General features: G+C 65.9%; 22 protein-coding genes and 1 other RNA gene. 13 read left to right on the top strand and 10 right to left on the bottom strand.

The window, feature by feature from the left end; genetic code table 11:
• Position 1: 1 nt before the first annotated feature.
• Both ASD15_RS25180 and ASD15_RS25175 read left to right on the top strand, forming a co-directional pair.
• Complete coding sequence (locus tag ASD15_RS25180) at positions 2 to 2,122, top strand: bifunctional diguanylate cyclase/phosphodiesterase (RefSeq protein ID WP_057157797.1); 2,121 nt, start codon at positions 2 to 4, stop codon at positions 2,120 to 2,122.
• Positions 2,123 to 2,248: 126 nt separating this feature from the next.
• Positions 2,249 to 3,016, top strand: coding sequence for a hypothetical protein (locus ASD15_RS25175; protein WP_157201149.1), 768 nt, complete (start codon positions 2,249 to 2,251; stop codon positions 3,014 to 3,016).
• Between the two features lie 42 nt (positions 3,017 to 3,058).
• Here the strand turns inward: ASD15_RS25175 and ASD15_RS25170 are convergent, their stop codons facing one another.
• The 5 genes from ASD15_RS25170 to dnaX are packed head-to-tail and all read right to left on the bottom strand — an operon-like array spanning position 3,059 to position 8,249.
• The gene (locus ASD15_RS25170; protein WP_057157795.1) at positions 3,059 to 4,276 is read right to left on the bottom strand and encodes a CaiB/BaiF CoA-transferase family protein; all 1,218 of its coding nucleotides are present in this window, start codon (positions 4,274 to 4,276) and stop codon (positions 3,059 to 3,061) included.
• Positions 4,276 to 4,866 (bottom strand): recombination mediator RecR, encoded by a 591-nt coding sequence (gene recR, locus ASD15_RS25165; RefSeq protein WP_057157794.1) that lies wholly within the window; start codon positions 4,864 to 4,866, stop codon positions 4,276 to 4,278. The genes ASD15_RS25170 and recR overlap by 1 nt, the downstream gene beginning before the upstream one ends.
• Before the next feature lie 15 nt (positions 4,867 to 4,881).
• Positions 4,882 to 5,172, bottom strand: coding sequence for a YciI family protein (locus tag ASD15_RS25160; RefSeq protein WP_056397381.1), 291 nt, complete (start codon positions 5,170 to 5,172; stop codon positions 4,882 to 4,884).
• Positions 5,173 to 5,189: 17 nt separating this feature from the next.
• Positions 5,190 to 5,516: a YbaB/EbfC family nucleoid-associated protein gene (locus tag ASD15_RS25155; protein ID WP_057157793.1), complete on the bottom strand. Its 327-nt coding sequence runs from the start codon at positions 5,514 to 5,516 to the stop codon at positions 5,190 to 5,192.
• A gap of 36 nt (positions 5,517 to 5,552) precedes the next feature.
• Positions 5,553 to 8,249 carry a DNA polymerase III subunit gamma/tau gene (dnaX, locus tag ASD15_RS25150; RefSeq protein ID WP_057158059.1) on the bottom strand — a complete coding sequence of 899 codons (2,697 nt, stop codon included), beginning with the start codon at positions 8,247 to 8,249 and terminating at the stop codon, positions 5,553 to 5,555.
• Positions 8,250 to 8,347: 98 nt separating this feature from the next.
• Between dnaX and ASD15_RS25145 the strand changes: the two genes are divergently transcribed.
• Complete coding sequence (locus tag ASD15_RS25145) at positions 8,348 to 9,010, top strand: hypothetical protein (protein WP_057157792.1); 663 nt, start codon at positions 8,348 to 8,350, stop codon at positions 9,008 to 9,010.
• A gap of 54 nt (positions 9,011 to 9,064) precedes the next feature.
• Here ASD15_RS25145 and ffs read toward each other — a convergent pair.
• Both ffs and ubiD read right to left on the bottom strand, forming a co-directional pair.
• An RNA gene (ffs, locus tag ASD15_RS32000) (signal recognition particle sRNA small type) lies at positions 9,065 to 9,163 on the bottom strand.
• A gap of 162 nt (positions 9,164 to 9,325) precedes the next feature.
• Positions 9,326 to 10,810 (bottom strand): 4-hydroxy-3-polyprenylbenzoate decarboxylase, encoded by a 1,485-nt coding sequence (gene ubiD / locus ASD15_RS25140; protein ID WP_082552138.1) that lies wholly within the window; start codon positions 10,808 to 10,810, stop codon positions 9,326 to 9,328.
• Between the two features lie 513 nt (positions 10,811 to 11,323).
• Here ubiD and ASD15_RS25135 point away from each other — a divergent pair.
• Entirely contained in the window at positions 11,324 to 12,244 is a 921-nt protein-coding gene (locus ASD15_RS25135) for a lytic transglycosylase domain-containing protein (RefSeq protein ID WP_082552137.1), read from the top strand.
• A gap of 66 nt (positions 12,245 to 12,310) precedes the next feature.
• Here the strand turns inward: ASD15_RS25135 and nusB are convergent, their stop codons facing one another.
• Genes nusB through ribBA form a run of 3 tightly spaced genes read right to left on the bottom strand, consistent with a single transcriptional unit; the run spans position 12,311 to position 14,456 of the window.
• Positions 12,311 to 12,781, bottom strand: coding sequence for a transcription antitermination factor NusB (gene nusB / locus ASD15_RS25130; RefSeq protein ID WP_057157791.1), 471 nt, complete (start codon positions 12,779 to 12,781; stop codon positions 12,311 to 12,313).
• Positions 12,782 to 12,811: 30 nt separating this feature from the next.
• Complete coding sequence (gene ribH, locus ASD15_RS25125) at positions 12,812 to 13,303, bottom strand: 6,7-dimethyl-8-ribityllumazine synthase (protein ID WP_057157790.1); 492 nt, start codon at positions 13,301 to 13,303, stop codon at positions 12,812 to 12,814.
• A gap of 43 nt (positions 13,304 to 13,346) precedes the next feature.
• The gene (ribBA, locus tag ASD15_RS25120) at positions 13,347 to 14,456 is read right to left on the bottom strand and encodes a bifunctional 3,4-dihydroxy-2-butanone-4-phosphate synthase/GTP cyclohydrolase II (protein ID WP_057157789.1); all 1,110 of its coding nucleotides are present in this window, start codon (positions 14,454 to 14,456) and stop codon (positions 13,347 to 13,349) included.
• A 176-nt stretch (positions 14,457 to 14,632) separates the two neighbouring features.
• Here ribBA and ASD15_RS25115 point away from each other — a divergent pair, with 176 nt between their 5' ends.
• The 9 genes from ASD15_RS25115 to ASD15_RS25075 all read left to right on the top strand — a co-directional run bounded on the left by ASD15_RS25115 (position 14,633) and on the right by ASD15_RS25075 (position 23,147).
• On the top strand, positions 14,633 to 15,526 hold the full coding sequence (locus ASD15_RS25115; protein WP_082552136.1) for an SMP-30/gluconolactonase/LRE family protein: 894 nt from the start codon (positions 14,633 to 14,635) through the stop codon (positions 15,524 to 15,526).
• Between the two features lie 180 nt (positions 15,527 to 15,706).
• Entirely contained in the window at positions 15,707 to 16,468 is a 762-nt protein-coding gene (locus ASD15_RS25110) for a GntR family transcriptional regulator (RefSeq protein ID WP_057157788.1), read from the top strand.
• 20 nt (positions 16,469 to 16,488) lie between these two features.
• The gene (locus ASD15_RS25105; RefSeq protein WP_057157787.1) at positions 16,489 to 18,243 is read left to right on the top strand and encodes a fumarate reductase/succinate dehydrogenase flavoprotein subunit; all 1,755 of its coding nucleotides are present in this window, start codon (positions 16,489 to 16,491) and stop codon (positions 18,241 to 18,243) included.
• A gap of 8 nt (positions 18,244 to 18,251) precedes the next feature.
• Entirely contained in the window at positions 18,252 to 18,485 is a 234-nt protein-coding gene (locus tag ASD15_RS25100) for a ferredoxin family protein (RefSeq protein ID WP_057157786.1), read from the top strand.
• 9 nt (positions 18,486 to 18,494) lie between these two features.
• On the top strand, positions 18,495 to 19,883 hold the full coding sequence (locus ASD15_RS25095; protein ID WP_057157785.1) for an ABC transporter substrate-binding protein: 1,389 nt from the start codon (positions 18,495 to 18,497) through the stop codon (positions 19,881 to 19,883).
• Between the two features lie 228 nt (positions 19,884 to 20,111).
• Positions 20,112 to 20,909, top strand: coding sequence for an ABC transporter permease (locus ASD15_RS25090; RefSeq protein WP_373888201.1), 798 nt, complete (start codon positions 20,112 to 20,114; stop codon positions 20,907 to 20,909).
• Complete coding sequence (locus tag ASD15_RS25085) at positions 20,906 to 21,775, top strand: ABC transporter ATP-binding protein (protein WP_057157784.1); 870 nt, start codon at positions 20,906 to 20,908, stop codon at positions 21,773 to 21,775. Before ASD15_RS25090 ends, ASD15_RS25085 begins: the two co-directional genes overlap by 4 nt.
• Positions 21,772 to 22,851: a HEAT repeat domain-containing protein gene (locus ASD15_RS25080; RefSeq protein ID WP_057157783.1), complete on the top strand. Its 1,080-nt coding sequence runs from the start codon at positions 21,772 to 21,774 to the stop codon at positions 22,849 to 22,851. Before ASD15_RS25085 ends, ASD15_RS25080 begins: the two co-directional genes overlap by 4 nt.
• On the top strand, positions 22,848 to 23,147 hold the full coding sequence (locus ASD15_RS25075; RefSeq protein WP_057157782.1) for a DUF971 domain-containing protein: 300 nt from the start codon (positions 22,848 to 22,850) through the stop codon (positions 23,145 to 23,147). Before ASD15_RS25080 ends, ASD15_RS25075 begins: the two co-directional genes overlap by 4 nt.
• Positions 23,148 to 23,176 lie beyond the last annotated feature (29 nt).

Raw genomic sequence — 23,176 nt, 5'->3', positions numbered from 1 at the left:
CATGGCAGCCCATCCCTCCCCCAAACGCGGCACCGTGCTGGTGGCCGACGACGATCCAGTGATGCGCCTGCTGATGCTGGAAATGCTGACCCAGGTGGGCCTGGACGCCGTGGAAGCCGCCGACGGGCCGGCTGCCATCGCCAGCTTCCAGCGCCAGCCGCCCGACCTGGTGCTGCTGGACGTGGACATGCCCGACATGGACGGCTTCGCGGTGTGCCGCGCAATCCGCGCGCTGCACGCCATCGAATCGGCCGCCACCGTGCCCATCATCATGGTCACCGGCGGCGACGACCTGGAAGCCGTGACCCAGGCATACGAAGTGGGCGCCACCGACTTCGTCTCCAAGCCCATCAACTGGCCCATCCTCGGCCACCGCGTGCTGTACGTGCTGCGCGCCAGCGACGCCATCGCCCGCCTGCGCGTGGCCGACGCCCAGAACCGCGCCGTGCTGGCCGCCATCCCGGACACCTTCTTCCGCCTGAACCGGGACGGCTACTACCTCGACTACGAACAGGGCCACGAGGCCGGCAACGCCTTCCCGCTGGAGCAGTGCGTGGGCCGCCACGTCAGCCAGGTGCTGCCGCAGCATATCGCCGGCCACTTGCTGGAGCAGGCCCAGGCCGTGCTGGCCTCGCAGCAGATCCGCTCCTTCGACTACGAATTGCAGCTGGGCCTGCAACTGCGCCATTTCGAGGCGCGCCTGGTGAGCACCGGCGCCGGCGACGTGCTGGGCCTGGTGCGCGACATCAGCGAACGCAAGCGCGCCGAAGAACAGATCCGCCGCCTGGCCTATTGCGACAGCCTGACCGGCATCCCGAACCGGCAAGCCTTCCTGGAGTTGCTGGAACGCGAACTGGCGCACTCGCGCCAGGCCGGCAAGAAATTCGCCGTGCTGTTCATGGACCTCGATTCCTTCAAGCGCATCAACGACACGCTGGGCCACAACGTGGGCGACCTGCTGCTGCAAACCGTGTCCGAGCGGCTGCGCGACACCATCCGCCCGAGCGACGTGGTCAGCCACATGGCGAGCGGCAATCACCTGGCGCGGCTGGGCGGCGACGAGTTCACGATACTGATCCCCGACCTGGACCGGGTGGAAGACGCGCTGGCCGTGGCGCAGCGCGTGAAGGACGCCATGCGGCGCCCGTTCCAGCTGGACGGCAACGAGATCTTCGTCACCGCCAGCATCGGCATCTCGCTCTACCCGGAAGACGGCCAGGACAGCGAATCGCTGCTCAAATATGCCGACACGGCGATGTACCACGCCAAGAACTGCGGCAAGAATAACGCCAAACTTTACAGTTCCTCGCTGACCATGCAGATCATGAGCCACGTCAAGCTGGAAGTGGGCTTGCGCAAGGCGCTGCAGAACAACGAGCTGTACCTGCTGTACCAGCCGCAGATCGACGTGCCCAGCTCGCAGATCGTCGGCGTCGAGGCGCTGGTGCGCTGGCGCCACCCCGAGCACGGCGTGATACCGCCCAACGACTTCATCCCGCTGGCCGAGGAAACCGGACTGATCGTACCGATCGGCGAATGGGTGCTGCGCACCGCCTGCACCCAGGCCAAGGCCTGGCAGCAGACCTGCCGGCGCGCCATCCGCATGGCGGTGAACCTGTCGGCGCGCCAGTTCAAGGACGAGAACCTGACCCAGATCGTACTCTCCGCGCTGGGCGACAGCGGCCTGGAACCGCGCCTGCTGGAGCTGGAGCTGACCGAGGGCACCTTGATGGACGACGCCCGCGCCACCATGGCGATGCTGGAGCAGCTGCGCGGCATCGGCGTGCTGCTGTCGATCGACGACTTCGGCACCGGCTACTCATCGATGAGCTATCTGAAACGCTTCGACGTGCGCGCGCTGAAGATCGACAAGAGCTTCATCGTCGGCCTGCCGCAGGACCCGGAAAACGCCGCCATCACGCGCGCCATCATCGCCATGGCGCATGGCCTGAGGATGATCGTGGTGGCGGAAGGCGTGGAGACCGACGAACAGCTTGCGCTGCTGGAACAGTACGGCTGCGACATGGCGCAGGGTTTTTATCTCGGGCGTCCCTCCCCGCAGGAATCCATCACGCAAATGCTCAAGGTCCAGCGCGCGCCGGCAACGCCTGCGGCCCGCTAGTACGTCGCTTTCCTTGACACTGCGGCCGGCTTAAAAGCCAGGGCCGGTGCAAGTGCCTGATTTTGCAAGAGTGGCGCCTGGCTGGCACCGAATATGCTGCCACAGCAGCATACTCAGGAGGTGATCATGGCAATTTGGCCAAGCGCAATGCAGGTAGTGCTGGGGCTGCCTGTTATCGAAAGCGTCAGCGACAAGCTGATCGTTACCCCTGAAATCATCAACGCCGGCGGCTCAGCCATCCGTCATTTGATGTGTCACGACATCACATTGGGCTGCGCACGCCGGCTGGGTCCGCCGCACGGCTATCCGGTGGTGCTGGGCGACATCGAGCGCAGCGGCGTGGCGCGCATGACGGCGGTGTTTTCGGGCCTGGGCATGCTGCCAGGCGCGCAATACCTGCTGACGGTGCGCGGCAGCTACATCGTTGACGATATCAGCTTTCCGCTGGCGCTCACCCGCTATGTGCAGGTGCCGGCGCCGGCCGGCGCCAGCACGCCGTACCAGCCGCCCCAGCTGCGGGCGCGCGTAGCCAGCGCGGTGTGCACGGACTTCTGGAATTACGAGCTGATCAATGAGGAAGTCGCCGGCAGCGGGCTGGACATTGTCGGCTTCGCGCTCAGCCTGGCCGCGCCCATCACCGTGACCGGCATTCCGCTGGGCTGGACCATGGAGACCGATGCGGTGAGCTTCGTGCGCTGGTCGGTGCTGCCGCAGGAACAGGGCTTGGCCGGGCGCATCGGCCCCGGGCGCTCGCTGAGCGGCTTTCAGCTGATGAGCCCGCACACCCGCTCGGAAGCCACGCTCAGCACGCTGGAAGCGTGGGACCACGCGGCCAATCGCGCCGGGCCGGCCGTGCTGGACTACGCCGTGGTGCCGTACAGGTATGGGCTGTAGGCTGCCGGAACAGCCCGCGGCCGGAAAGCGGCACGCCGGCGACTAGAGCACGCCATCGCCGCGCAGCGCGGCGATGGCCGCGTCGCTGTAGCCCAGCGCGCGCAGCACTTCCTCGTTGTGCTGGCCCAGCGCCGGGCCCAGCCAGTTGGTATGGCCCGGCGTTTCCGACAGCTTGGGCGAAATCGCCGGCAGCTTGACCGGCGTACCGTCGGCGAAATGGTGCTGCTCGAACATGCCGCGCGCCAGGAACTGCGGATCGCTCATCATGTCGCGCACCGAGTAGATCTTCCCGGCCGGCACGTCGGCCGCCTTCAGCACGGCCAGCGCCTCGTCGATGCTCAGCGTGTCGCACCAGGCCTGGATGGCGCCGTCGATCTCCGCCGTGCGCTGCACGCGGCCGTCGTTGCGCTCCAGCTGGGGATCGCCCGCCATGTCGATGCGGCCCATGGCCAGCATCAGGCGCTTGAAGATGGCGTCGCCGTTGCCGGCGATGACGATGTTCTCGCCGTCCTTGGTGGTGTAGGTGTTGGAAGGCACGATGCCGGGCAGCGCGCCGCCGGTGCGCTCGCGCACCACGCCCGCGTGGTCGAATTCCGGCACCAGCGATTCCATCAGGTTGAACACGGACTCGTACAGCGCCACGTCCACCATCTGGCCCTGGCCCGCCTCGCGGCCGCCGGTGGCGTCGCGGTGGCGCAGCGCCATCATGGCGCCGATCACGCCGTGCAGCGCAGCGACCGAGTCGCCGATGGACACGCCGACCCGCACCGGCGGCCGGTCGGCGTGGCCGGACACGTAGCGCAGCCCGCCCATCGACTCGCCGATGGCGCCAAAGCCGGGCAGGTCCTTCATCGGCCCGGTCTGACCGAAACCGGACAGGCGCACCATGATGAGGGACGGCTTGAGCGCCTTCAGCTGCTCGTAGCCCAGTTCCCACTTTTCCAGCACGCCGGGGCGGTAGTTCTCGATGACGATGTCCGCTTCCAGCGCCAGCTGCCGCGCGATGGCGCGGCCGCGCGCATCCTTCATGTTGAGGGTGATGCTTTTCTTGTTGCGCGACTGCACCGACCACCACAGCGAGGTGCCGTCCTTCAGCACCCGCCATTTGCGGATCGGATCGCCGTCGCCGGGCGCCTCCACCTTGATCACCTCGGCGCCGAATTCGGCCAGCATGCGGGCGCAGAACGGGCCGGCGATCAGCGTGCCGAGTTCAAGAACTTTGATGCCTTGTAAAGGGCCGTGCGTCGGTTTGTTTTCCACTAGGTAGCGCGCCTGTCGAGCATGGCCCGCGCGATGGTGCCCGCGTCCACATATTCGAGCTCGCCGCCGACCGGCACGCCGCGCGCCAGCCGGCTCACCTTCAGTCCGCGCGCCTTCAGCAGTTCGCTGATGTAGTGCGCGGTGGCTTCGCCTTCGTTGGTGAAATTGGTGGCCAGCACCACCTCGCCGACCACGCCGTCATTGGCGCGCTCGACCAGCTTTTCCAGATGTATATCCTTGGGTCCGATGCCGTCCAGCGGCGACAGCCGTCCCATCAGCACGAAGTACAGGCCCTTGTAGGTCAGGGTCTGCTCTATCATCATCTGGTCGGCCGGGGTTTCGACCACGCACAGCATCTGCCTGTCGCGGTCCTCGTCGCGGCAGGTGCCGCAGATGTCATCCTCGGTAAAGGTGTTGCACAGCGCGCAGTGGTGCACCGCCTCCACCGCCTGATACAGCGCGCGCGACAGCATGGCCGCACCGTCGCGGTCGTGCTGCAGCAAGTGGAAGGCCATGCGCTGCGCCGATTTCGGACCTACGCCCGGCAGGCGGCGCAAGGCCTCCGTCAAAAATTCCAGCGACTTGGACATGGCGAACTTTGCTTGTCAGCCCTGTTTGAAGGCGCTCAGGATATCGGCCGTCATGGTTGGCACGAATTCGGTGATGGTGTAACTGGCGGCGCCCGCTTCGTTGAAGGGATCGAGCTCGATCACCGCTTCAATGTCGGCGCGGCTGTCCGCCGTGGCGATGATGATGCCGCCGGTGCGCGGCACCATGCGGCCCGACATCAGGAACATGCCGTTGTCATACTGCTCGCGCAGGTACTCGCGGTGCGCGGCCAGGAGCGCGTCGATCTCCTCGGCCGGTTTCAAATACGTGAGCGAGATAATGAACATGGCTTTGCGGACCCGGCTTAAAAAGGCATCTTGAAGCCGGCCGGCAGGTTCATGCCGGAGGTCAGGCCCGCCATTTTCTCGGCGGACGTCGCTTCGGCCTTGCGCACGGCGTCGTTGAAGGCGGCGGCCACCAGGTCTTCCAGCATGTCCTTGTCGTCGGCCAGCAGCGACGGGTCGATCGAGACGCGCTTGACGTCGTTCTTGCAGGTCATCACAACCTTCACCAGGCCGGCGCCGGACTGGCCTTCGACTTCGATCGAACCCAGTGCATCCTGGGCTTTTTTCATGTTGTCCTGCATTGCTTGTGCCTGCTTCATGAGGCCAGCCAGTTGGTTTTTCATCATGGTGATGTTCTCCGTGTCAGATTCAGTCAGTATAAATTAATGCGCCGGCGGGGCCGGCGGCGGCACGATGGACCCCGGCACCACGAAGGCGCCGAACTCGCGGATCATGCTCTGGATAAACGGGTCGTTGGCCACGGTTTCCTCGGCGGCGCGCTGCACCGCTTCGCGGTGGGCCTGCGCCTCGGCGCTGGCGGTGTACCAGGTCGGACCGAGTTCCGTTTCCACGCGTATCGGGCGGCCGAAGCGTTCCGTCAGCGCGGTTGCCAGTTTCTCTACATTGGGCGGAGTACGCCAAGTTTCAATCGGCACGCGCACATGAAATACCGCGCTGTGGGTGCCGTCCGGCACGCAGGCGATCAGTTCGGCCTGCGTGGCGAGCTGCTGGGCCACGCCGCGCAGCGGCAGGCGGGCCGACAGCGCGGGCCAGTTGCCGTCCCAATCCAGCTCGGGAATCGGCGTAATGACGTAGGCATGCGGCGCCTTGGCCGGGGCCGGGGCCGGACGCGGCGCGAAAGTCGGCTGCTGCTGGGCTTGCTGGCCGTTGTCGGGCTGGCCGTGCGCCTGCTGGCCGTGGCCTTGCTGGCCATGATGCTGCTGGCCGTACGCCTGCGGCGCCGTGTCGGCTTGGCCGGCTGCGGGCATGGCACTGTCGTCGGAAAACTCGGTAACCCAGGGCGGCAAGTCGTCTTCAGCCGCAGCCTGGGGCGGCGGCTGGCGCGGCTGCGGCTGCGGCTGCGGCTGCGGCGTATTTTGCGGCATGGGCGGCTGCGGTGCTGCCTGCTGCGCGGGCGTATCCGCCGCTGCGCCTCCCATAGCCGGGCGGCCGTCATCCCACGGCGGGGACGCTGGCGCGCGGCTGGCGGGCATGGCGGGGGCGTCGTCCCATGGCGCCGTCTTCTGCGGGGCCGCATTCTGAGGTGCGGCAGTTTGCGCCGCTGGCGCTGGTGCGGCAGGCGCATCCTCCCAAGGCGCTGGCGGGCGCGCCGGCGTTGCCGGGGCGGCGCTTTGTGCGGGAGCAGTCCTGGCTGGCGCCGGTTCCGGCACAGCGGGCCCGGCCGCAGGCGGCGTCAGGCTGGGACGGCTGCTTACCGGCTTCTGGCCGGACGCGGCGCGCGCCGCCTCCAGCGCAGCCTGGATAGCGGCACGTGCCGGGCTGAGTGGCGTGCTGGACGCCGGTGACTGGGTAGCGGGCGGCGGCGCGAAAGCCGCTGCTGGCGCCGGTGCGGGTGCGTGTGCAACGGCTGGCGCCGGTGCTGGTGCGTGAGCAACGGCTGGCGCCGGTGCTGGTGCCGGTGCTGGTGCCGATGTCGATGCTGCTGCCGGCGCTTGGCCAACGGCCGGTGTCGCCTGCGCTGGCGCCGCAGCATGCGGTTGCGCCGGCATTCCTGGCGCAGGAACTGCTGCCGGTGCCGCAGGACGCTGCGCCGGAGCGGCAGCGTCGGCACGCGCCATGGCGGCGGCCCCGGCCACCACCGATGGCGGCGGTACGGACAAATGGCTGGCCGCCGACACCGAAGCGGCGCGCGCCGGCGCGCCGCCCACAGGCAACCCCGCCGCAGCGGCTGCGGCGCGGGCTGCGCCCGGACCGCGCGCTACCGCGGGCGAAGCTGACGGTACCCCTTCGGCGCCACCGACGCCGGGGCGAAAGGCCAGCATGCGCAGCAGGGTCATCGAGAACCCCGCATACTCATCCGGCGCCAGGCCCAGTTCATTGCGGCCGTGCACGGCGATCTGGTAATACAGTTGCACTTCTTCCGCGTCGAACGCGGCCGCCAGGCGCACGATGTCCGCGTACTCGGGCAAGTCCGACGGCACCGCCGACGGCACGGTCTGCGCCAGCGCGATACGGTGCAACAAGGTGCCCAGATCCTGCAAAGCGCCGTTGTACGAAAGGCTGCGCGTGGCCATCTCATCGGCCACGGCCAGCAGGTCCGCCCCGTCCTGCGCAGCGAGCGCGTCCAGCAGGCGGATCAGGTAAGACTGGTCCAGCGCGCCCAGCATGCCCTGCACCGCGTCCAGCGTCACTTCGCCGGCGGCGTAAGCGATGGCCTGGTCGGTCAGCGACAGCGCATCGCGCATGGAACCGTGCGCGCCCTGCGCCAGCAAACGCAGTGCCGGCTGTTCGAAGGCAATGCCTTCCTGGCCCAAAATATTGTCCAGGTGGCTGATGATGTGGCCCGGCGGCATCTGCTTCAGGTTGAACTGCAGGCAGCGCGACAGCACGGTCACGGGTATCTTCTGCGGATCGGTGGTCGCCAGGATGAATTTCACGTGCTCCGGCGGTTCCTCCAGCGTCTTCAGCATCGAGTTGAAGGCGTGGTTGGTCAGCATGTGCACCTCGTCGATCATATAGACCTTGAAGCGCGCATTCGACGGCGCGTACACCGCCTGCTCCAGCAACTGCGCCATTTCGTCGACGCCGCGGTTGGACGCCGCGTCCATCTCTATATAGTCCACGAAGCGGCCGCCATCGATCGCGGTACAGGCTTCGCACACGCCGCACGGCGTGGCGGTGATGCCGCCGTTGCCGTCCGGACCAACGCAATTGAGCGATTTGGCCAGGATGCGCGACAGCGTGGTCTTGCCGACGCCCCGCGTGCCGGTAAATAGATAAGCGTGGTGCAGGCGGCCGCTGTGCAGCGCGTGCGTGAGCGCGCGCACGACGTGCTCTTGGCCGACGAGCGTTTCAAAGTTCCGGGGACGGTATTTGCGGGCGAGGACTTGATAGGACATGGCAGGGATTTTACCGTAGATAGCCAGTGCTGCGGTCAACATTAGACGTCTGGCATGACTTCGCTTACACTCTTGCTTTCTTTTTAACAACTGACAAAATGAAAAAACTTGCTTTCGCCTTGCTGTGCACCCTGCCCCTGCTGGCCCACGCCGACGAGCGCGAATGGGCGCCGTATAGAAAAATCGTGGAAGCGGCCAAGATGGACAAATTCTACAGCCTGCCGGCGGCCGAGCGCGACAAGCTCAAGGTCTACACCCGCTTCGTGCCGCAGAACAAGGCCATCGCGCCCGGCAGCCTGAAGCTGGTGGTGGTGCACGCAGACGGCAAGACACCGCTGGTGTTGGACGAGCAAGGGCGCACCGTGCTGGTGCCGAACGAGAAATGGCTGGCGGAAGACGCGAAAATCTGGACCAACCAGGCCAAGGGCGAGAAGGCCGGCATCGGCTTCGACATCGCGGCGGTGGTGCCGGAGGGGCTGCAATGGCGCTATGCCAGCGTGATGGGCAGCGTGCCGCAGTCCAACGCCGCAATCGACAAGGTGGCCGGGGCGCTGAGCCTGTTCGCGCCGACGATGAAACTGGTGATCTTCAAGTTCCGCAAGCCGGCGCAGCTGGCAGTGCAAGCCAAGGACGGCGAAAAGCGCTACGTGACGGACGCCAAGCACCAGATCAAGCTCAAGCTGGACAAGGGCCTGCTGGCGGAAAACCCGCTGGTGACGGTGAGCGAACAGCCGTACGAGGCGGAAGTGGACGGCGAATAAAGGCGGCAGACGAAAAAAAAGCTGCATCGGCAGCTTTTTACTTCTCAGATCTAAAGAGGCGAGCCTGATCTGCGGCACTTGCGGTGAATAGCTGTGGCTGCTTCGTTCCCGACCTGACCAGGTTGGCCATGCCGCAATGCGCAGGGGCCCGCCGGCTGCAATTATACCCGCTCCCGGCAAATCTGCCTAATCCCCATCCGAACCCCGCCCCAACCGAGCTGAGCCGCATTTCCCCCACTTCGGGGTCAGACCCCGAAGTGGGGGAAATGCGGCTCAGGCTGCTTGTGGGAATCGTCTGAATCGTTAGGGGGAGGACTATAGGCCGAGTTCTTGCCAGATCTGGTCGACGCGGGTTTTTACTTCGGGGGCCATGACGATGGTGGTGCCCCATTCGCGCGTGGTTTCGCCCGGCCATTTGTTGGTGGCGTCGATGCCCATCTTGCTGCCCAGGCCGCTCACCGGGGAGGCGAAGTCCAGGTAGTCGATCGGCGTGTGGTCCACCAGCGTGGTGTCGCGGGTCGGGTCGACGCGGGTGGTGATGGCCCAGATGACTTCGTTCCAGTCGCGGATGTTGACGTCCTCGTCGACCACCACGATGAACTTGGTATACATGAACTGGCGCAGGAAGCTCCATACGCCCATCATCACGCGCTTGGCGTGGCCGGCGTATTGCTTGCGGATCTGCACCACCGCCATGCGGTAGCTGCAGCCCTCTGCCGGCAGGTGGAAGTCGGTGATCTCGCTGAACTGCTTTTGCAGCAGCGGCACGAACACTTCGTTCAGCGCCAGGCCCAGCATGGCCGGCTCGTCCGGCGGCTTGCCCGTATAAGTCGAGTGGTATATCGGGTCGCGCCGCATGGTGATGCGGTCGATGGTGAACACCGGGAAGGAATCCTGCTCATTATAGTAGCCGGTGTGGTCGCCGTACGGGCCTTCCAGCGCGTGCTCGTAGCCGCTCGGGTGGTTCGCGTCCGGGTAAATGTGCCCTTCCAGCACGATCTCGGCCGAGGCCGGCACGCGCAGCTCGCTGCCGATGGCCTTGACCAGCTCGGTGCGGCTGCCGCGCAGCAGGCCGGCGAACTGGTATTCGGACAAGGTATCCGGCACCGGCGTCACCGCGCCCAGGATGGTGGCCGGGTCGGCCCCCAGCGCCACGGCGATCGGATACGGCTGGCCCTTGCTCTGGATGGCGTGCTCGCGGAAATCCAGCGCGCCGCCCCGGTGCGCCAGCCAGCGCATGATGACCTTGTTCGGCCCCAGCACCTGCTGGCGGTAGATGCCCAGGTTCTGGCGCTTCTTGTTCGGCCCCTTGGTGATCACCAGGCCCCAGGTGATCAGCGGCGCCACGTCGCCCGGCCAGCAGTGCTGGATCGGCAGGCGCGACAGGTCGACGTCGTTGCCTTCCCAGACGATTTCCTGGCACGGCGCGCCCTTCATCTCTTTCGGCGACATGTCCCACACCGCTTTCACCAGCGAGCCCATGTCCATCAGGTCCTTGAAGCCCTTGGGCGGCTCCGGCTCTTTCAGGCGCGCCAGCACGTGGCCGATCTTGCGCAGTTCGCTGGTGTCCTGGGCGCCCATGCCGAGCGCCACGCGGCGCTGGGTGCCGAACAGATTGCCCAGCACCGGCATGCTGTGCCCGGTGGGATGCTGGAACAATAATGCCGGTCCGCCGGCCCGCAACACGCGGTCGCACACCTCGGTCATCTCCAAATGGGGGGAAACTGGTGCCAAAACAGGCTTAAGCTCGCCCATTTTTTGCAGCTGGGCAATAAAATCACGCAAATCGGAATATTTCATACTTTTTTACTTTTTTTTCGCTTCGGACGGGCTGGACGAGGTTTTTCGGTCAAGTGGTTGATTTTATTGGTTTTTGCTGGTTTGCAAGGCAAAAAGCTAGATTCAAAAGTTATAAAGAACTCCCGTGTTAGTATTGACGTGATATAAAACGGCTTCTACAATTTGCCTACTTGAAGAGGACATGGTCACTTAGCCAACTTTATCACCGCTAAGACTGTCGCTCATTCATTCACGGAGTCGGGGCTCCACATGACATTTTAAGGAGTGTTTTCAAAAGGCGTCTGCCTTACCCCCGAAAAAAGTTGTATTGCGACTGTTTACAGATAGGCCTCCAGCATACGCTCCAGGCAGTAACAGCTCAGGCAAGCAATGATGGCGTTAGGCGCGCGCTCACGGCGGCGTCGAACGAATGATATTTCTGATGCACGGCATTGGCACATCGATACGACCGCGTATGCACACTTTGCACGCGGCAGGGATGCGCTCGTTACGGACATTTCAGGGGAGTTCTGAATGACTAATCGTTTCACCTCGGTAGCAACCGCTACCCGCCAGCTGGCGCGTGCCGCAACTGGCCTGGCCGGTTCGCGCGTCACCGCGCGCAGCGTACTGACCACCGCGCAACACACTTTGACCGTTTTCGGCGTAAGCGCCCTGGTCATGATCGCCGTCCTGTTTGCCCGTCCCGACCTGGCACAGGCCCTGAGCAAAAGCTTGCTGCCCGAACCTGCTGCCGTCGCCACCGTCACGGCGCCGCCGCTGCACGAGCTGATGGAAGCCCCTGCCGGCGGCATCGCCTCGGCAACCGCCTCCGACGCTTCCCTGACGGCCGAGGAAAAAGCCATCATGGGCACCCGCAAGCAGCAGGAATGGGTCACCTCCTGGCTCTCGAAACGCTACCGCGTGGCGGGCGACGCCACCAATATGCTGGTGTCGACCGCTTACCTGACGGCGCGCGAGATCAAGCTGGACCCGCTGCTGATCCTGGCCGTGATGGCGATTGAATCGGGCCTGAACCCGTTCGCGGAAAGCCCGATGGGCGCGCAGGGCCTGATGCAGGTGATGTCCAAGATCCACCATGAGAAGTTCCAGGACATGGGCGGCGTGCAGGCGGCGCTGAACCCGGTGGCCAATATCCGCGTCGGTTCGCTGATCCTGAAAGACTACGTGACCCGCGGCGGTTCCGTGGAAGCCGGCCTGAAGACCTACGTGGGCGCCGCCGCCTTCGAGACCGACGACGGCTACGGCTCGCGCGTGCTGGCCGAATACAAGCGCCTGAAGCAGGTTTCCGCAGGCAAGAAGGTGCCGACCTACACGCCGGTAATGGCAGCCGCCCCAGCCCCCGGCAAGCAGGTTGAAGCGGCCGTGGCCGCCAATACCGCACAGGTTACGGCCGCAGCCAAGCTGCCGGACGCCCAGTTGGCCGGTTTGTAAGCCCCCCCCCTTTCCTGGGGCCGTAAAAAAAGCCGCTTGAAGCGGCTTTTTTTTACGTCCACAACATCAACGCTTCTTGTCGTTCTCGACTTCTTCCGGACGGATCTTGCCGGCCAGCTTGTCCAGCACGCCGTTGACATACTTGTGGCCGTCGATGCCGCCGAAGGACTTGGTCAGCTCGACCGCTTCGTTGATGACGACGCGGTACGGGATTTCCAGGTTGTTCTTCAGCTCGTATGCGCCGATCAGCAGCACGGCGTGCTCCACCGGCGACAGCTCGGCCACGCCGCGGTCCACCAGTGGTGCGAAGGTGGCGCGCAGCGCTTCGGATTCCTTGATGGCGCCGTACAGCAGGTTGGTGAAGTGCTCGGCGTCGGCCTTGTCGAAGCCGTGCGCGGCACGGATGTGGTTGACGACGGTTTTCGCGTCTTCATTGTTCAGCAGCCACTGGTACAGGCCCTGCAGCGCGAACTCGCGCGCGCGGTGGCGCGGCGTGCGGTTCTTGCTCGGGTTGGCGTGCGTAGAGTTGTCGGTCATGATTTCCTGCCTGTTCTTTTTAAATACTGATTATTCTTCTTCGTCGCCGCCGTCTTGCTGGAGTTCTTCCAGCGCGATCGACAGGTTGGCCATTTCCACGGCCACGCGGGCGGCGTCCGCGCCTTTGACGGCCATGCGTACTTCGGCCTGCTCGTCGTTCTCGGTGGTCAGCACGGCGTTGGCGATCGGGATGCCGAAGTCCAGGCCGATGCGGGTAATGCCGGCGCCGGATTCATTCGACACCAGCTCGAAGTGGTAGGTCTCGCCGCGGATGATGGCGCCCAGCGCGATCAGCGCGTCGAACTGCTGCGATTCGGCCAGCTTCTGCAGCACGAAGGGAATCTCCAGCGCGCCCGGCACGGTCACGTGCAGCACGTCTTCGTCGGCCACGCCGAGGTGCTTCAGTTCGGCCAGGCAGGCCGACAGCAGGCCGTGGCATACGTCTTCGTTGAAACGCGCTTGAACGATACCGACACGCAAGCCTTCGCCGGTCAGATTGGTTTCGTAGCTTCCTACGGTCATGGTGCGCCTCTTTTCTGTATATATGAGTGTTGGTTGAACGGAATTACGCGGCCGGCTTGGCAACGTAACCCGTGACTTCGAGGTCGAAACCTGCCATGGAAGGCATTTTACGCGGGCTGGCCAGCAGCTTCATCTGGCGCACGCCAACCGCGCGCAGGATTTGCGCGCCGATGCCATAGTCACGCAGGCCCATGCTGGCGGCGCGGCCCTGCGGCTTGACGTCCTTGTCCAGCGCGGAGAACTGGCTGAACAGCTGTTCGGCCGTCTCTTCGCAGTTCAGCAGCACGATGACGCCCTGCTCGGACGCCTTGACCGCCTGCATCGAGGCCGAGATGTTCCACGAGTGGGTGGTCGCCTCCGATTCCAGCAAGTCCAGGATGGACACCGGCTGGTGCACGCGCACCAGCGATTCCTTGCCGGCGGCCATGTCGCCGTGCACCAGCGCCAGGTGGGCCGAGCCGGTCGGCGTGTCGCGGAAGGCAATCATGCGGAAGTCGCCGTAGGCGGTCTTCAGCGGACGCTCGGCCACGCGCTGCACGATGCACTCGTTCTGGCTGCGGTAGTGGATCAGGTCGGCAATCGTGCCGATCTTCAGGCCGTGCTCCTGGGCAAATTCCAGCAGGTCCGGCAGGCGCGCCATGGTGCCGTCGTCCTTGACGATCTCGCAGATCACGGACGCCGGAGTCAGGCCCGCCATGGCAGTCAGGTCGCAGCCGGCCTCGGTATGGCCGGCGCGCATCAGCACGCCGCCCTTTTGCGCCTTCAGCGGGAAGATGTGGCCGGGCTGCACGATATCCATCGGCACCGCGTTCTTGGCCACGGCCACCTGGATGGTCTTGGCGCGGTCGGCCGCCGAGATACCGGTGGTCACGCCTTCCGCCGCTTCGATCGACACCGTGAAGTTGGTGCCGAAGGAGGTGCCGTTGCGGGACGTCATCATCGACAGGTCGAGCTGCTTGCAGCGTTCTTCGGTCAGGGTCAGGCACACCAGGCCGCGCGCATGCTTGATCATGAAATTGATCGCTTCCGGCGTGACGAAGTCCGCCGCGAGCACCAGGTCGCCCTCGTTCTCCCGGTCTTCCTCGTCGACCAGGATCACCATGCGGCCAGCGCGCAACTCGGCGACGATTTCTTCGGTGCTGGAGATAGACATTTCAAATCCTTCGGTTCAGGTTTCTTTAACCCTCTATTTTAAAGGATTTGGAGAAACTAATCTGGAACTCCGCCTCGATTCACTCTGTCAGCCCTGAATTGATACCAATGGTAGCGCTACACAGCACTCCGCTTTTCGGGTAAGGTAATGCGTCCACCACTCACCGAATTGCGACCGTGACTGCACAAACGACCACCCTCGCGCCCCGCCTGACCTGGCAACTGGGCGCCGAACTGGGCGAAGGCCCGCTATGGCTGCCCGAACAGCAGCGCCTGTATTTCGTCAACCTGAAGGGCAGCACGCTGCACGCGCTGGACGCGGACGGCGGCCGGCACGCCTGGACCCTGCCGACCTTCATCTGCTGGATCGTGCCGCGCCGGGACGGCGACGGCTTCATGGCCGGCCTGCGCGACGGCATGGTGCGCCTGTGGCTGGACCCGGCGCTGCGCTTTGAATACGTGGCGCGTCCCACCGAAGGCAAGGCCGGCGTGCGCCTGAACGACGCCAAGGCCGATCCGCAAGGCCGCCTGTGGTTCGGCAGCATGAACGCGGCCGATGTGCACAGCCCGGACGGCCAGCTGTTCCGCCTGGCGCCCGATGGCGAACTGACGGTGGCGCAGGACGGCGTCCACATCTGCAACGGCCCGGCCTTCAGCCTGGACGGCAGCGTGATGTACCACAGCGACAGCCTGCTGAACCGCACTTACGCTTACGACGTGGCCGCCGACGGCGGCCTGGGCCCGGCCCGGTTGTGGCGCCAGTTCGGCGACGGCGAAGGCTCGCCGGACGGCATGACGGTCGACACCGAAGGCTGCGTGTGGATCGCGCAGTGGGGCGGCGGGCGCGTGTGCCGCTACAGCGCGGACGGCGAACTGCTGGCCACCATCGCGATGCCGGTGTCGCAGCCCGCGTCGTGCGTGTTCGGCGGCCCCGACCTGAAGACGCTGTACATTACTACCGCCTGGGAAGGCATGAGCGACGCGCAGCGCGCCGCCGAACCGCTGGCCGGCTCGCTGTTCAGCGTGCAGCTGGAAGTGGGCGGCGTGCCGCCTGCCCGCTACGGCAAATAAGATTCACGGCACCGCATCATCCTCCGGGGCGGCGCCCGCCGCCCCAAGTTCGTCCGCCGCATAAGCTTACTCCCCTCCCCCGCATAAACTAGCGCAATCTTATTCGTTCCACAACGCCGAGCGCGTGGCTAGACTCGCTTGTTCCAGGTACTCATAACCTGTCATAACAGGTCAGCCGCCATGCCGAGCAACAGCTTTCACCCAATTGAACTATCGCCCGTTCCGCTCCACACCCAGATCCGCGAACGTCTGCGCGAGCGCATTCTAGATGGCAGCTACCCTGCCCACGCGCAGCTGCCCGCCGAGAGCGAACTGGGCAGCATATTCGGCGTCAGCCGCATCACCGTGCGGCAGGCGCTGGGCGACCTGCAGAAGGAAGGCATGATCTTCAAGGTGCCTGGCAAAGGTACCTTCGTCTCCAAGCCCAAGGCCTTCCAGGAACTCACGCAGCTGGAAGGCTTCGCCGAAGCCATGTCCCGCATGGGCTATGAAATCTACAACCAGGTCATCAGCCACAGGACGCTGCCGGCGCCCGCCAAGGCCGCGCAAAAACTTGGCCTGGCCAAGGACCAGCCGGTGTGCGAAATCAAGCGCATCCGGCACCTGAACCGCGAACCGCTCTCGCTGGAGGTGACGTATCTGCCGGAAGCCATCGGCGAGCGCCTGCGCAAGGAAGACCTGGCCGGGCGCGATATTTTCCTGATCCTGGAAAACGACTACGGCGTCGCCCTCGGCCGCGCCGACTTGCAGATCGAGGCCACGCTGGCCGACGCCGCCCTGGCGCACGCGCTGCGCGTGACCGAAGGCAGCGCCGTGCTGCGCATGGAGCGCCTGACGCACACCGTCTGCGCCGACGGCACGCAAGCCCCGCTGGACTTCGAGTACCTGTACTTCCGCGGCGACGCATTCCAGTACCGCATGCAAATTGCCCGCCGCAACTAAAACACATTCAGGGAGCACACATGGAAACCCATATTCAAACAGTCGACGTGCTGGTGATCGGCGGCGGCACCGCCGGGCCGATGGCCGCCGTCAAGGCCAAGGAAGCCAACCCCGCTTTGCGCGTGCTGCTGCTGGAGAAAGCCAACGTCAAGCGCAGCGGCGCCATCTCGATGGGCATGGACGGCTTGAACAACGCCGTCGTTCCCGGCTTCGCCACGCCCGAGCAGTACGTAAAGGAAATCACTACCGCCAACGACGGCATCGTCAACCAGGCCACGGTGATGGCCTACGCGCAGGGCAGCTATCCGATGATCGAGGAACTGGACAGCTGGGGCGTGAAGTTCGAGAAGGACGAGAACGGCGACTACGCCATGCGCAAGGTGCACCACATGGGCACTTATGTGCTGCCGATGCCGGAAGGGCACGACATCAAGAAGGTGCTGTACCGGCGCCTGAAGCGCACCCGCGTGGAGATCACCAACCGCCTGGTGGCCACGCGCCTGCTGACGGCGGCCGACGGCAGCATCGCCGGCGCCATGGCCTTCGACTGCCGCAGCGGCGACTTCCACGTGATCCGCGCCAAGACGGTGGTCCTGTCCACCGGCGCGGCCGGCCGCCTCGGCCTGCCCGCCTCCGGCTACCTGTTCGGCACCTACGAGAACCCGACCAATGCCGGCGACGGCTACAGCATGGCCTACCACGCCGGCGCTGAACTGAGCGGCATCGAGTGCTTCCAGATCAATCCGCTGATCAAGGACTACAACGGCCCCGCCTGCGCCTATGTCACCGGCCCGTTCGGCGGCTACACCACCAACGCCAAGGGCGAACGCTTCATCGAGTGCGATTACTGGAGCGGCCAGATGATGCAGGAGTTCTACAACGAACTGCAAGGCGGGAACGGCCCGGTGTTCCTGAAACTGGACCACCTGGCAGAGGAAACCATCAGCACCATCGAGGAGATCCTGCACACCAACGAGCGTCCCAGCCGGGGACGTTTCCACGAAGGGCGCGGCACCGACTACCGCCAGCAGATGGTGGAGATGCATATCTCCGAGATCGGTTTGTGCAGCGGCCATTCCGCCTCCGGCGTGTGGGTCAACGAACACGCCGAGACCACGGTGGCGGGGCTGTACGCTGCCGGCGACCTGGCCTGCGTGCCGCACAACTACATGCTGGGCGCCTTCGTGTACGGCAAGCTGGCGGGCGAAAGCGCTGCGCGCTACTGCGCCGGGCATGAACTGCCCGGGGCGGATGAAGCGCAGATCGCTGCCGAGCGCGAGCGCGTATGGGCTCCGCTGAACCGCAAGGAAGGCCTGCCGCCGTCGCAGGTGGAGTACAAGCTGCGCCGCATGGTGAACGATTACCTGCAGCCGCCCAAGGTGACGCGCAAGATGGAGCTCGGCCTGCAGCGCTTCGAAGCCATTCGCGCGGACCTGGACCGGCTTACAGCAGCCAATCCGCATGAACTGATGCGCGCCATGGAAGTGCATTTCATCCGCGACTGCGCCGAACTGGCCGCGCGCGCCTCGCTGTACCGCACCGAGAGCCGCTGGGGCTTGTACCACAACCGCGTGGACTACCCGGAGCGCAACGACGCCGACTGGCATGTGCACGTGCAGGTGAAGAAAGTGGACGGCGAGATGACGTGCTTCAAGCGGCCCATCGCGCCCTACATCGTGCCGCTGGACGAGCAGGAGAAGTCCGCCTACCAGCGCCTGCGCGTGCGGACCGCCACGCCTGACATCACGCCTGCCGCCGAACCGATTGCCGCCTGAGGAGCCATATGACTATCGCCTTTACCCCATCCAGCGTCCCGGTGCGTGTGGACGACGACCTGTGCATCGCCCACAAGGGCTGCACCGTGTGCGTCGACGTCTGCCCGCTCGACGTGCTCGCCATCGACATTGTGAAAGGCAAGGCCTATATGAAGTTCGACGAGTGCTGGTACTGCATGCCATGTGAAAAAGACTGCCCGACCGGCGCAGTCACCGTCGATATCCCTTACCTGCTACGTTAGGAGAACGCCATGCATCAAAAACTGACCTCCCTGCTGATCGCCGCACTGCTAAGCGGCGCGGCCCACGCTGAAACCATCCGCGTCGCCATCGGCACGCAAGACACCACCATCAACTGCGCCACCGGCGGCCTGCTGATCCGCGAACTGAAGCTGCTGGAAAAGTTCCTGCCGCGCGAGGGCAAGTACAAGGACGCGCAGTACGACATCCAGTGGAAGAGCTTCACTTCCGGCGCGCCGCTGACCAATGAAATGGTGGCGGGCAAACTGGATCTCGGCTCGATGGCTGACTTCCCGGGCTCCTTCAACGGCGCGGCCTTCCAGAAGGCGGGCAAGCAAAGCCAGTTCATCACGGTGCTGTCCGGCAGCACGCAAGGCAGCGGCAACGGCATCGTGGTGCCCAAGGCGTCCGCCGTGCAGTCGCTGGCTGAGCTGAAGGGCAAGACCATCTCGGTGCCGTTTGCCTCCACCGCGCACGGCATGCTGCTGCGCGCCGTGAAGGCGCAGGGTTGGGACCCGGAGCGCGATGTGACTATCGTCACGCAGGCGCCGGAAGTGGCGGGCTCGGCGCTGCAGGCCAACAAGATCGAAGCGCACGCGGACTTCGTGCCGTTCGCCGAGCTGTTCCCGCATCGCGGCTACGCGCGCAAAATCTTCGACGGCTCGCAGGCCGGCGCGCCCACGCTGCACGGTAGCCTGGTGGATACCGACTTTGCGAAAAAGTATCCGGAGATCGTGGTCGCTTATCTGCGCGCGGCCATCGAGGCCGAACGCCTGATCGCGGCCGAGCCGGAAAAGTACAGCGAACTGATTGCCAAGGTGACCGGCATCGAGGCGGAAGTGAACTACCTGTTCCACGGCCCGCTCGGCCTGCAGACGCGCGACTTCACATGGAAGCCGGAGTACCGCCAGGCGGTCCAGACTTCCATCGACACGCTGCGCCTGATGAAACGCACCGACGCGGACCTGAACGTGAACAGCTTCATCAACGACCAGTACCTGCGCACCGCGTTCAAGCAGGCCGGCATCGACTACGAAGTGCGCCTGAAAAACTACGCGCGCCAGCCGCTCACCGCCAAGGACGCCGCCAGCGGCAAGGCCATCACGGACTACAAGCGCGTGGCGCAGCTGTGGGTCGAAGGCGAACCGCTGGTGCGCAGCTACGCCAGCACGGAGGCGGCGTTCGGCGAGCTGGCCAAGCTGGAGAAGGCGGGCAAGAAGGTGCGCGTGATGTACGCCCATGACCGCAACAGCGGCCTGAAACTGCTGGCCGAGGACGCTTGGTACGTCAGCGCCAGAAAGGAAATCAGCAGCTTCCTGCTGAAAGAAGCCGCCGAGGCATGGGCCAGGCAGAACGGCGGCAAGGTGCTCGATTACAACGCCGCCAAAAGCGCGATCTGACGGAGGGCGGCCATGACAATCGCAGCAACCTCCCCCCCTGGAGCCCTGGCCGCCGCCCCGCCGGCCGGCGGCCAGGCCGTGCCTTCCGCGCGGTCCACGCACCTACCGCCGGCAGGCGCCGCGCCGCAAGCCGCCGGGCAGGCGAACACGCCGGCATCGGCAACCGCATCCGCATCATCGCTGGGCGCTGGCCGCGCGCCCGCCCGGCGGGCGTCGGTTGCTGGCGGCCTGCTGGCATGGGCGTCGCTCGCGCCGCTGCGGCTGGCGTTGCGGCTCGCATCGCTGCTGGCCTGCGTGCTGGCATGGCAATGGGCTTCGACCAACCACCTCAACCTCGGGCTGGTAACGTTCCAGAACGTGCCGCCGCCGGCAGAAGTACTGCGCGCGGGCTGGGACTTGCTGCAGTCGCCGCTGCTGCTAAAGCATCTTGGCGCCAGCCTGGCGCGTGTGTTCGCAGGCTTCGCGGCGGCGGCGCTGGCCGGCATCGCGCTGGGCCTGCTGATCGGCCGCTCGCGCTGGGCTGAGGACGTGCTGCTGCCACCGCTCGAGATGCTGCGCCCCATCCCCGCCGTCGCCTGGATACCGCTTGCCATCCTGATGTTCCCCTCGTCGGAAATGTCGATGATCTTCATCACCTTCACCGGTGCGCTGTTTCCCATCCTGCTCAACACCGTCCACGGCGTGGAGCACGTGGACGCGCGGCTGGTGGCCTCGGCCCGCAGCCTGGGCAGCGGCAAGCTGTCCGTGTTCGCCGAAGTGATACTGCCCGGCGCCGCGCCCAGCATCGTCACCGGCCTGGCGATCGGCATGGGCACCGCCTGGTTCTGCCTCGTCACCGCCGAAATGATCTCGGGCCAGTTCGGCATCGGCTACTACACCTGGGCCTCGTACACCATCCAGAACTACGCCGACATCGTGGTCGGCATGCTGGTCATCGGCCTGTTCGGCATGGGCAGCAGCGCGCTGATCAAGCGCGCCGGCCATGCCTGCATGCCTTGGCAGCGCCAGGAAAAGGAGAAATCATGACCATACCGCCTACAACTGCGCAGGAATATGGCCGCATCCGCATGGAGCAACTGCATATCCAGTTCGGGCACGGCGCGCAAGCATTCGAAACCGTGCAGGACATCACGCTGGACGTCGCGCCCGGCGAATTCGTCTGCCTGCTGGGACCTTCCGGCTGCGGCAAATCCACCTTGCTGGGCGCCCTCGCGGGCCATTTGCAGCCCAGCCACGGCAGCATCACCGTCGACGGCCAGGACGTGCAGGGGCCGCACCCAGAGCGCGGCCTGGTGTTCCAGCAGCACACGCTGTTCCCCTGGAAGAAAGTGCTGCAGAACGTAGCCTTCGGCCTGAAGATGAAAGGCGTGCCGCGCGCCGAGCGCCATGCGCGCGCGCTGGAACTGATCGAACTGGTAGGCCTGTCCGGATTCGAGCACCATTACCCGTCCCAGCTTTCCGGCGGCATGCGCCAGCGGGTGGAAATCGCGCGCGTGCTGATCAATCACCCGCGCGTGATGCTGATGGACGAGCCCTTCGGCGCGCTCGATGCGCAAACGCGGCTGATGATGCAGGAGCTGCTGCTCGACGTCTGGGCGCGCATCAAGACCACCATCGTCTTCATCACGCACGACATCGACGAAGCGCTATTCCTGGCCGACCGCATCCTGGTCATGAGCCCGCGCCCCGGCCGCATCATCGAGGAACTGCGGCTGGACTTCGAGCGCCCGCGCGGCCCGGAACTGGTGACCTCGCCCGAGTTCACGCGCCTCAAGCGGCACTGCCTGGCGCTGCTGCATCCATCGGTGCACGCGCTGCCGCTGGAACGCCTCAGCCCACTCGGCGGCCTGGCCGCCGCTCCCCATCACAGCCTGTCGAGAAAAACCGCATGACCACACTACTGAACGACGACCCGGCCTTGCTGCAGCGCCTGCAGGCCGACGACAGCGGCATCCGCCGCATCGCCCTGCTCGACCTGGCCGATATCGCCGGCGAAGAACACCTGCAGCTGTTTATTGCCGCGCTGCGCGACCCGGCCGCCGAAGTCCGCGTGGAAGCGGCGCGCGCGCTGGAGACATGGGAAAGCCCGGAAGGCGTGGCCGCGCTGGCCATCGCCCTGGCCGACGACGCGGACGAAGTGCGCGCCGCCGCCGCGCAGACGCTGTCCGAACTGAAGGAGCAGTCCTCCGCCGCCGCGCTGCTGCCGCACGCCGCGCACGCCCTGCCCTCGGTCCGCGCCGCCGTGCTGCGCGGCCTGCGCGAACTGCGCGTGCCAGCCAGCCTGCAGCCCGCCCTCGCTGCGCTGGACGACAGCGACGCCGCCGTGCGGCGCGAAGCCGTCTCCGTGCTGGGCTACCTGAAGCACCCCGGCGCGGTCGGTGCGCTGACGGCCGCCGCCAGCGGCGACGCCTCGCCCGACGTGCGCCGCGCCGCCATCGGCGCGCTGGGCTACGCGGCATTGCCGCCCGCTGCCGCTGCCGCGCCACTTTCCGCCGCGGCGGCCGGCCCGGCACGGCCCCGGCCTGGCGCCGGACAAGCGGCGCCGCAGCCCGAGCAAGGCTGCGCCGGCATCGGCGCATACGGCGGCGTGCCGGCGGCCCTGCTGGGCGGCCTTGCAGATCCGTCCTGGCAGGTGCGGGAGGAAGCGGCCGGCACGCTGGGCAAGCTGCGGCTGCCCGCCGGCGCCGCGCCGCTGACTGCGGCACTGGACGACGCTTACTGGCAGGTACGCCTGCGCGCAGCGCGCAGCCTGGGCCGCCTGCGCCATACCGGCGCAGTGCCCGCCTTGTCCGCCGCGCTGACGCACGCCATCGGCAACCTGCGCAAGGAAGCGGCGCTGGCGCTGGGAGAAATCGGCGACAGCGCCGCCCTGCCGGCGCTGGCCGCCATCGAACAGGACCCGGATCCCGAAGTGCGCAAGGCCGCCCGCATCGCCATCGCACAGCTCCGGCAGCAGGCCACCCCATGACGATCCAGGCCATCAGCAACCATCCGAAGCTCGGCACGCTGGAACTCGTGCTGGACGGCGGCGCCAGCCGCACGCTGACGCACGCCGCGCTGCGCGACGGCTGCCGCTGCGCCGACTGCACCGCATTGCGCCGCGCCGGCACCCCGTTGCAGGCCGACGGCGCCATCCGCCTGCTGGCCATCGAAGCGGTGGGCGCCTACGGCGTGCAGCTGGTGTTCAGCGACCGGCACGACCGGGGCATCTACCCGTGGATTTACCTGGAGCAATTGTCGAACAGCGGCACAGCTCTCCCTTAAGTGAGCGGCGCGCATTCCCGGTTCGGCAT

Origin of the sequence: Massilia sp. Root351, from assembly GCF_001425045.1 — a bacterium.
In the GTDB taxonomy this organism is placed as follows: Bacteria; Pseudomonadota; Gammaproteobacteria; order Burkholderiales; family Burkholderiaceae_D; genus Rugamonas.
This window is presented reverse-complemented; position numbering and strand designations above follow the sequence as displayed.

What these genes read in the sequence shown, in the direction of transcription:
- ribBA (WP_057157789.1), bottom strand. Translation starts at nt 14,456, where the DNA reads ATGTCTATCTCCAGCACCGAAGAAATCGTCGCCGAGTTGCGCGCTGGC.
- dnaX (WP_057158059.1), bottom strand. Translation starts at nt 8,249, where the DNA reads ATGTCCTATCAAGTCCTCGCCCGCAAATACCGTCCCCGGAACTTTGAA.
- ASD15_RS25135 (WP_082552137.1), top strand. Translation starts at nt 11,324, where the DNA reads ATGACTAATCGTTTCACCTCGGTAGCAACCGCTACCCGCCAGCTGGCG.
- ASD15_RS25110 (WP_057157788.1), top strand. Translation starts at nt 15,707, where the DNA reads ATGCCGAGCAACAGCTTTCACCCAATTGAACTATCGCCCGTTCCGCTC.
- recR (WP_057157794.1), bottom strand. Translation starts at nt 4,866, where the DNA reads ATGTCCAAGTCGCTGGAATTTTTGACGGAGGCCTTGCGCCGCCTGCCG.
- ubiD (WP_082552138.1), bottom strand. Translation starts at nt 10,810, where the DNA reads ATGAAATATTCCGATTTGCGTGATTTTATTGCCCAGCTGCAAAAAATG.
- ASD15_RS25155 (WP_057157793.1), bottom strand. Translation starts at nt 5,516, where the DNA reads ATGATGAAAAACCAACTGGCTGGCCTCATGAAGCAGGCACAAGCAATG.
- ASD15_RS25085 (WP_057157784.1), top strand. Translation starts at nt 20,906, where the DNA reads ATGACCATACCGCCTACAACTGCGCAGGAATATGGCCGCATCCGCATG.
- ASD15_RS25075 (WP_057157782.1), top strand. Translation starts at nt 22,848, where the DNA reads ATGACGATCCAGGCCATCAGCAACCATCCGAAGCTCGGCACGCTGGAA.
- ASD15_RS25160 (WP_056397381.1), bottom strand. Translation starts at nt 5,172, where the DNA reads ATGTTCATTATCTCGCTCACGTATTTGAAACCGGCCGAGGAGATCGAC.
- ASD15_RS25100 (WP_057157786.1), top strand. Translation starts at nt 18,252, where the DNA reads ATGACTATCGCCTTTACCCCATCCAGCGTCCCGGTGCGTGTGGACGAC.
- ASD15_RS25175 (WP_157201149.1), top strand. Translation starts at nt 2,249, where the DNA reads ATGGCAATTTGGCCAAGCGCAATGCAGGTAGTGCTGGGGCTGCCTGTT.
- ASD15_RS25080 (WP_057157783.1), top strand. Translation starts at nt 21,772, where the DNA reads ATGACCACACTACTGAACGACGACCCGGCCTTGCTGCAGCGCCTGCAG.
- nusB (WP_057157791.1), bottom strand. Translation starts at nt 12,781, where the DNA reads ATGACCGACAACTCTACGCACGCCAACCCGAGCAAGAACCGCACGCCG.
- ASD15_RS25145 (WP_057157792.1), top strand. Translation starts at nt 8,348, where the DNA reads ATGAAAAAACTTGCTTTCGCCTTGCTGTGCACCCTGCCCCTGCTGGCC.
- ASD15_RS25105 (WP_057157787.1), top strand. Translation starts at nt 16,489, where the DNA reads ATGGAAACCCATATTCAAACAGTCGACGTGCTGGTGATCGGCGGCGGC.
- ASD15_RS25095 (WP_057157785.1), top strand. Translation starts at nt 18,495, where the DNA reads ATGCATCAAAAACTGACCTCCCTGCTGATCGCCGCACTGCTAAGCGGC.
- ASD15_RS25180 (WP_057157797.1), top strand. Translation starts at nt 2, where the DNA reads ATGGCAGCCCATCCCTCCCCCAAACGCGGCACCGTGCTGGTGGCCGAC.
- ribH (WP_057157790.1), bottom strand. Translation starts at nt 13,303, where the DNA reads ATGACCGTAGGAAGCTACGAAACCAATCTGACCGGCGAAGGCTTGCGT.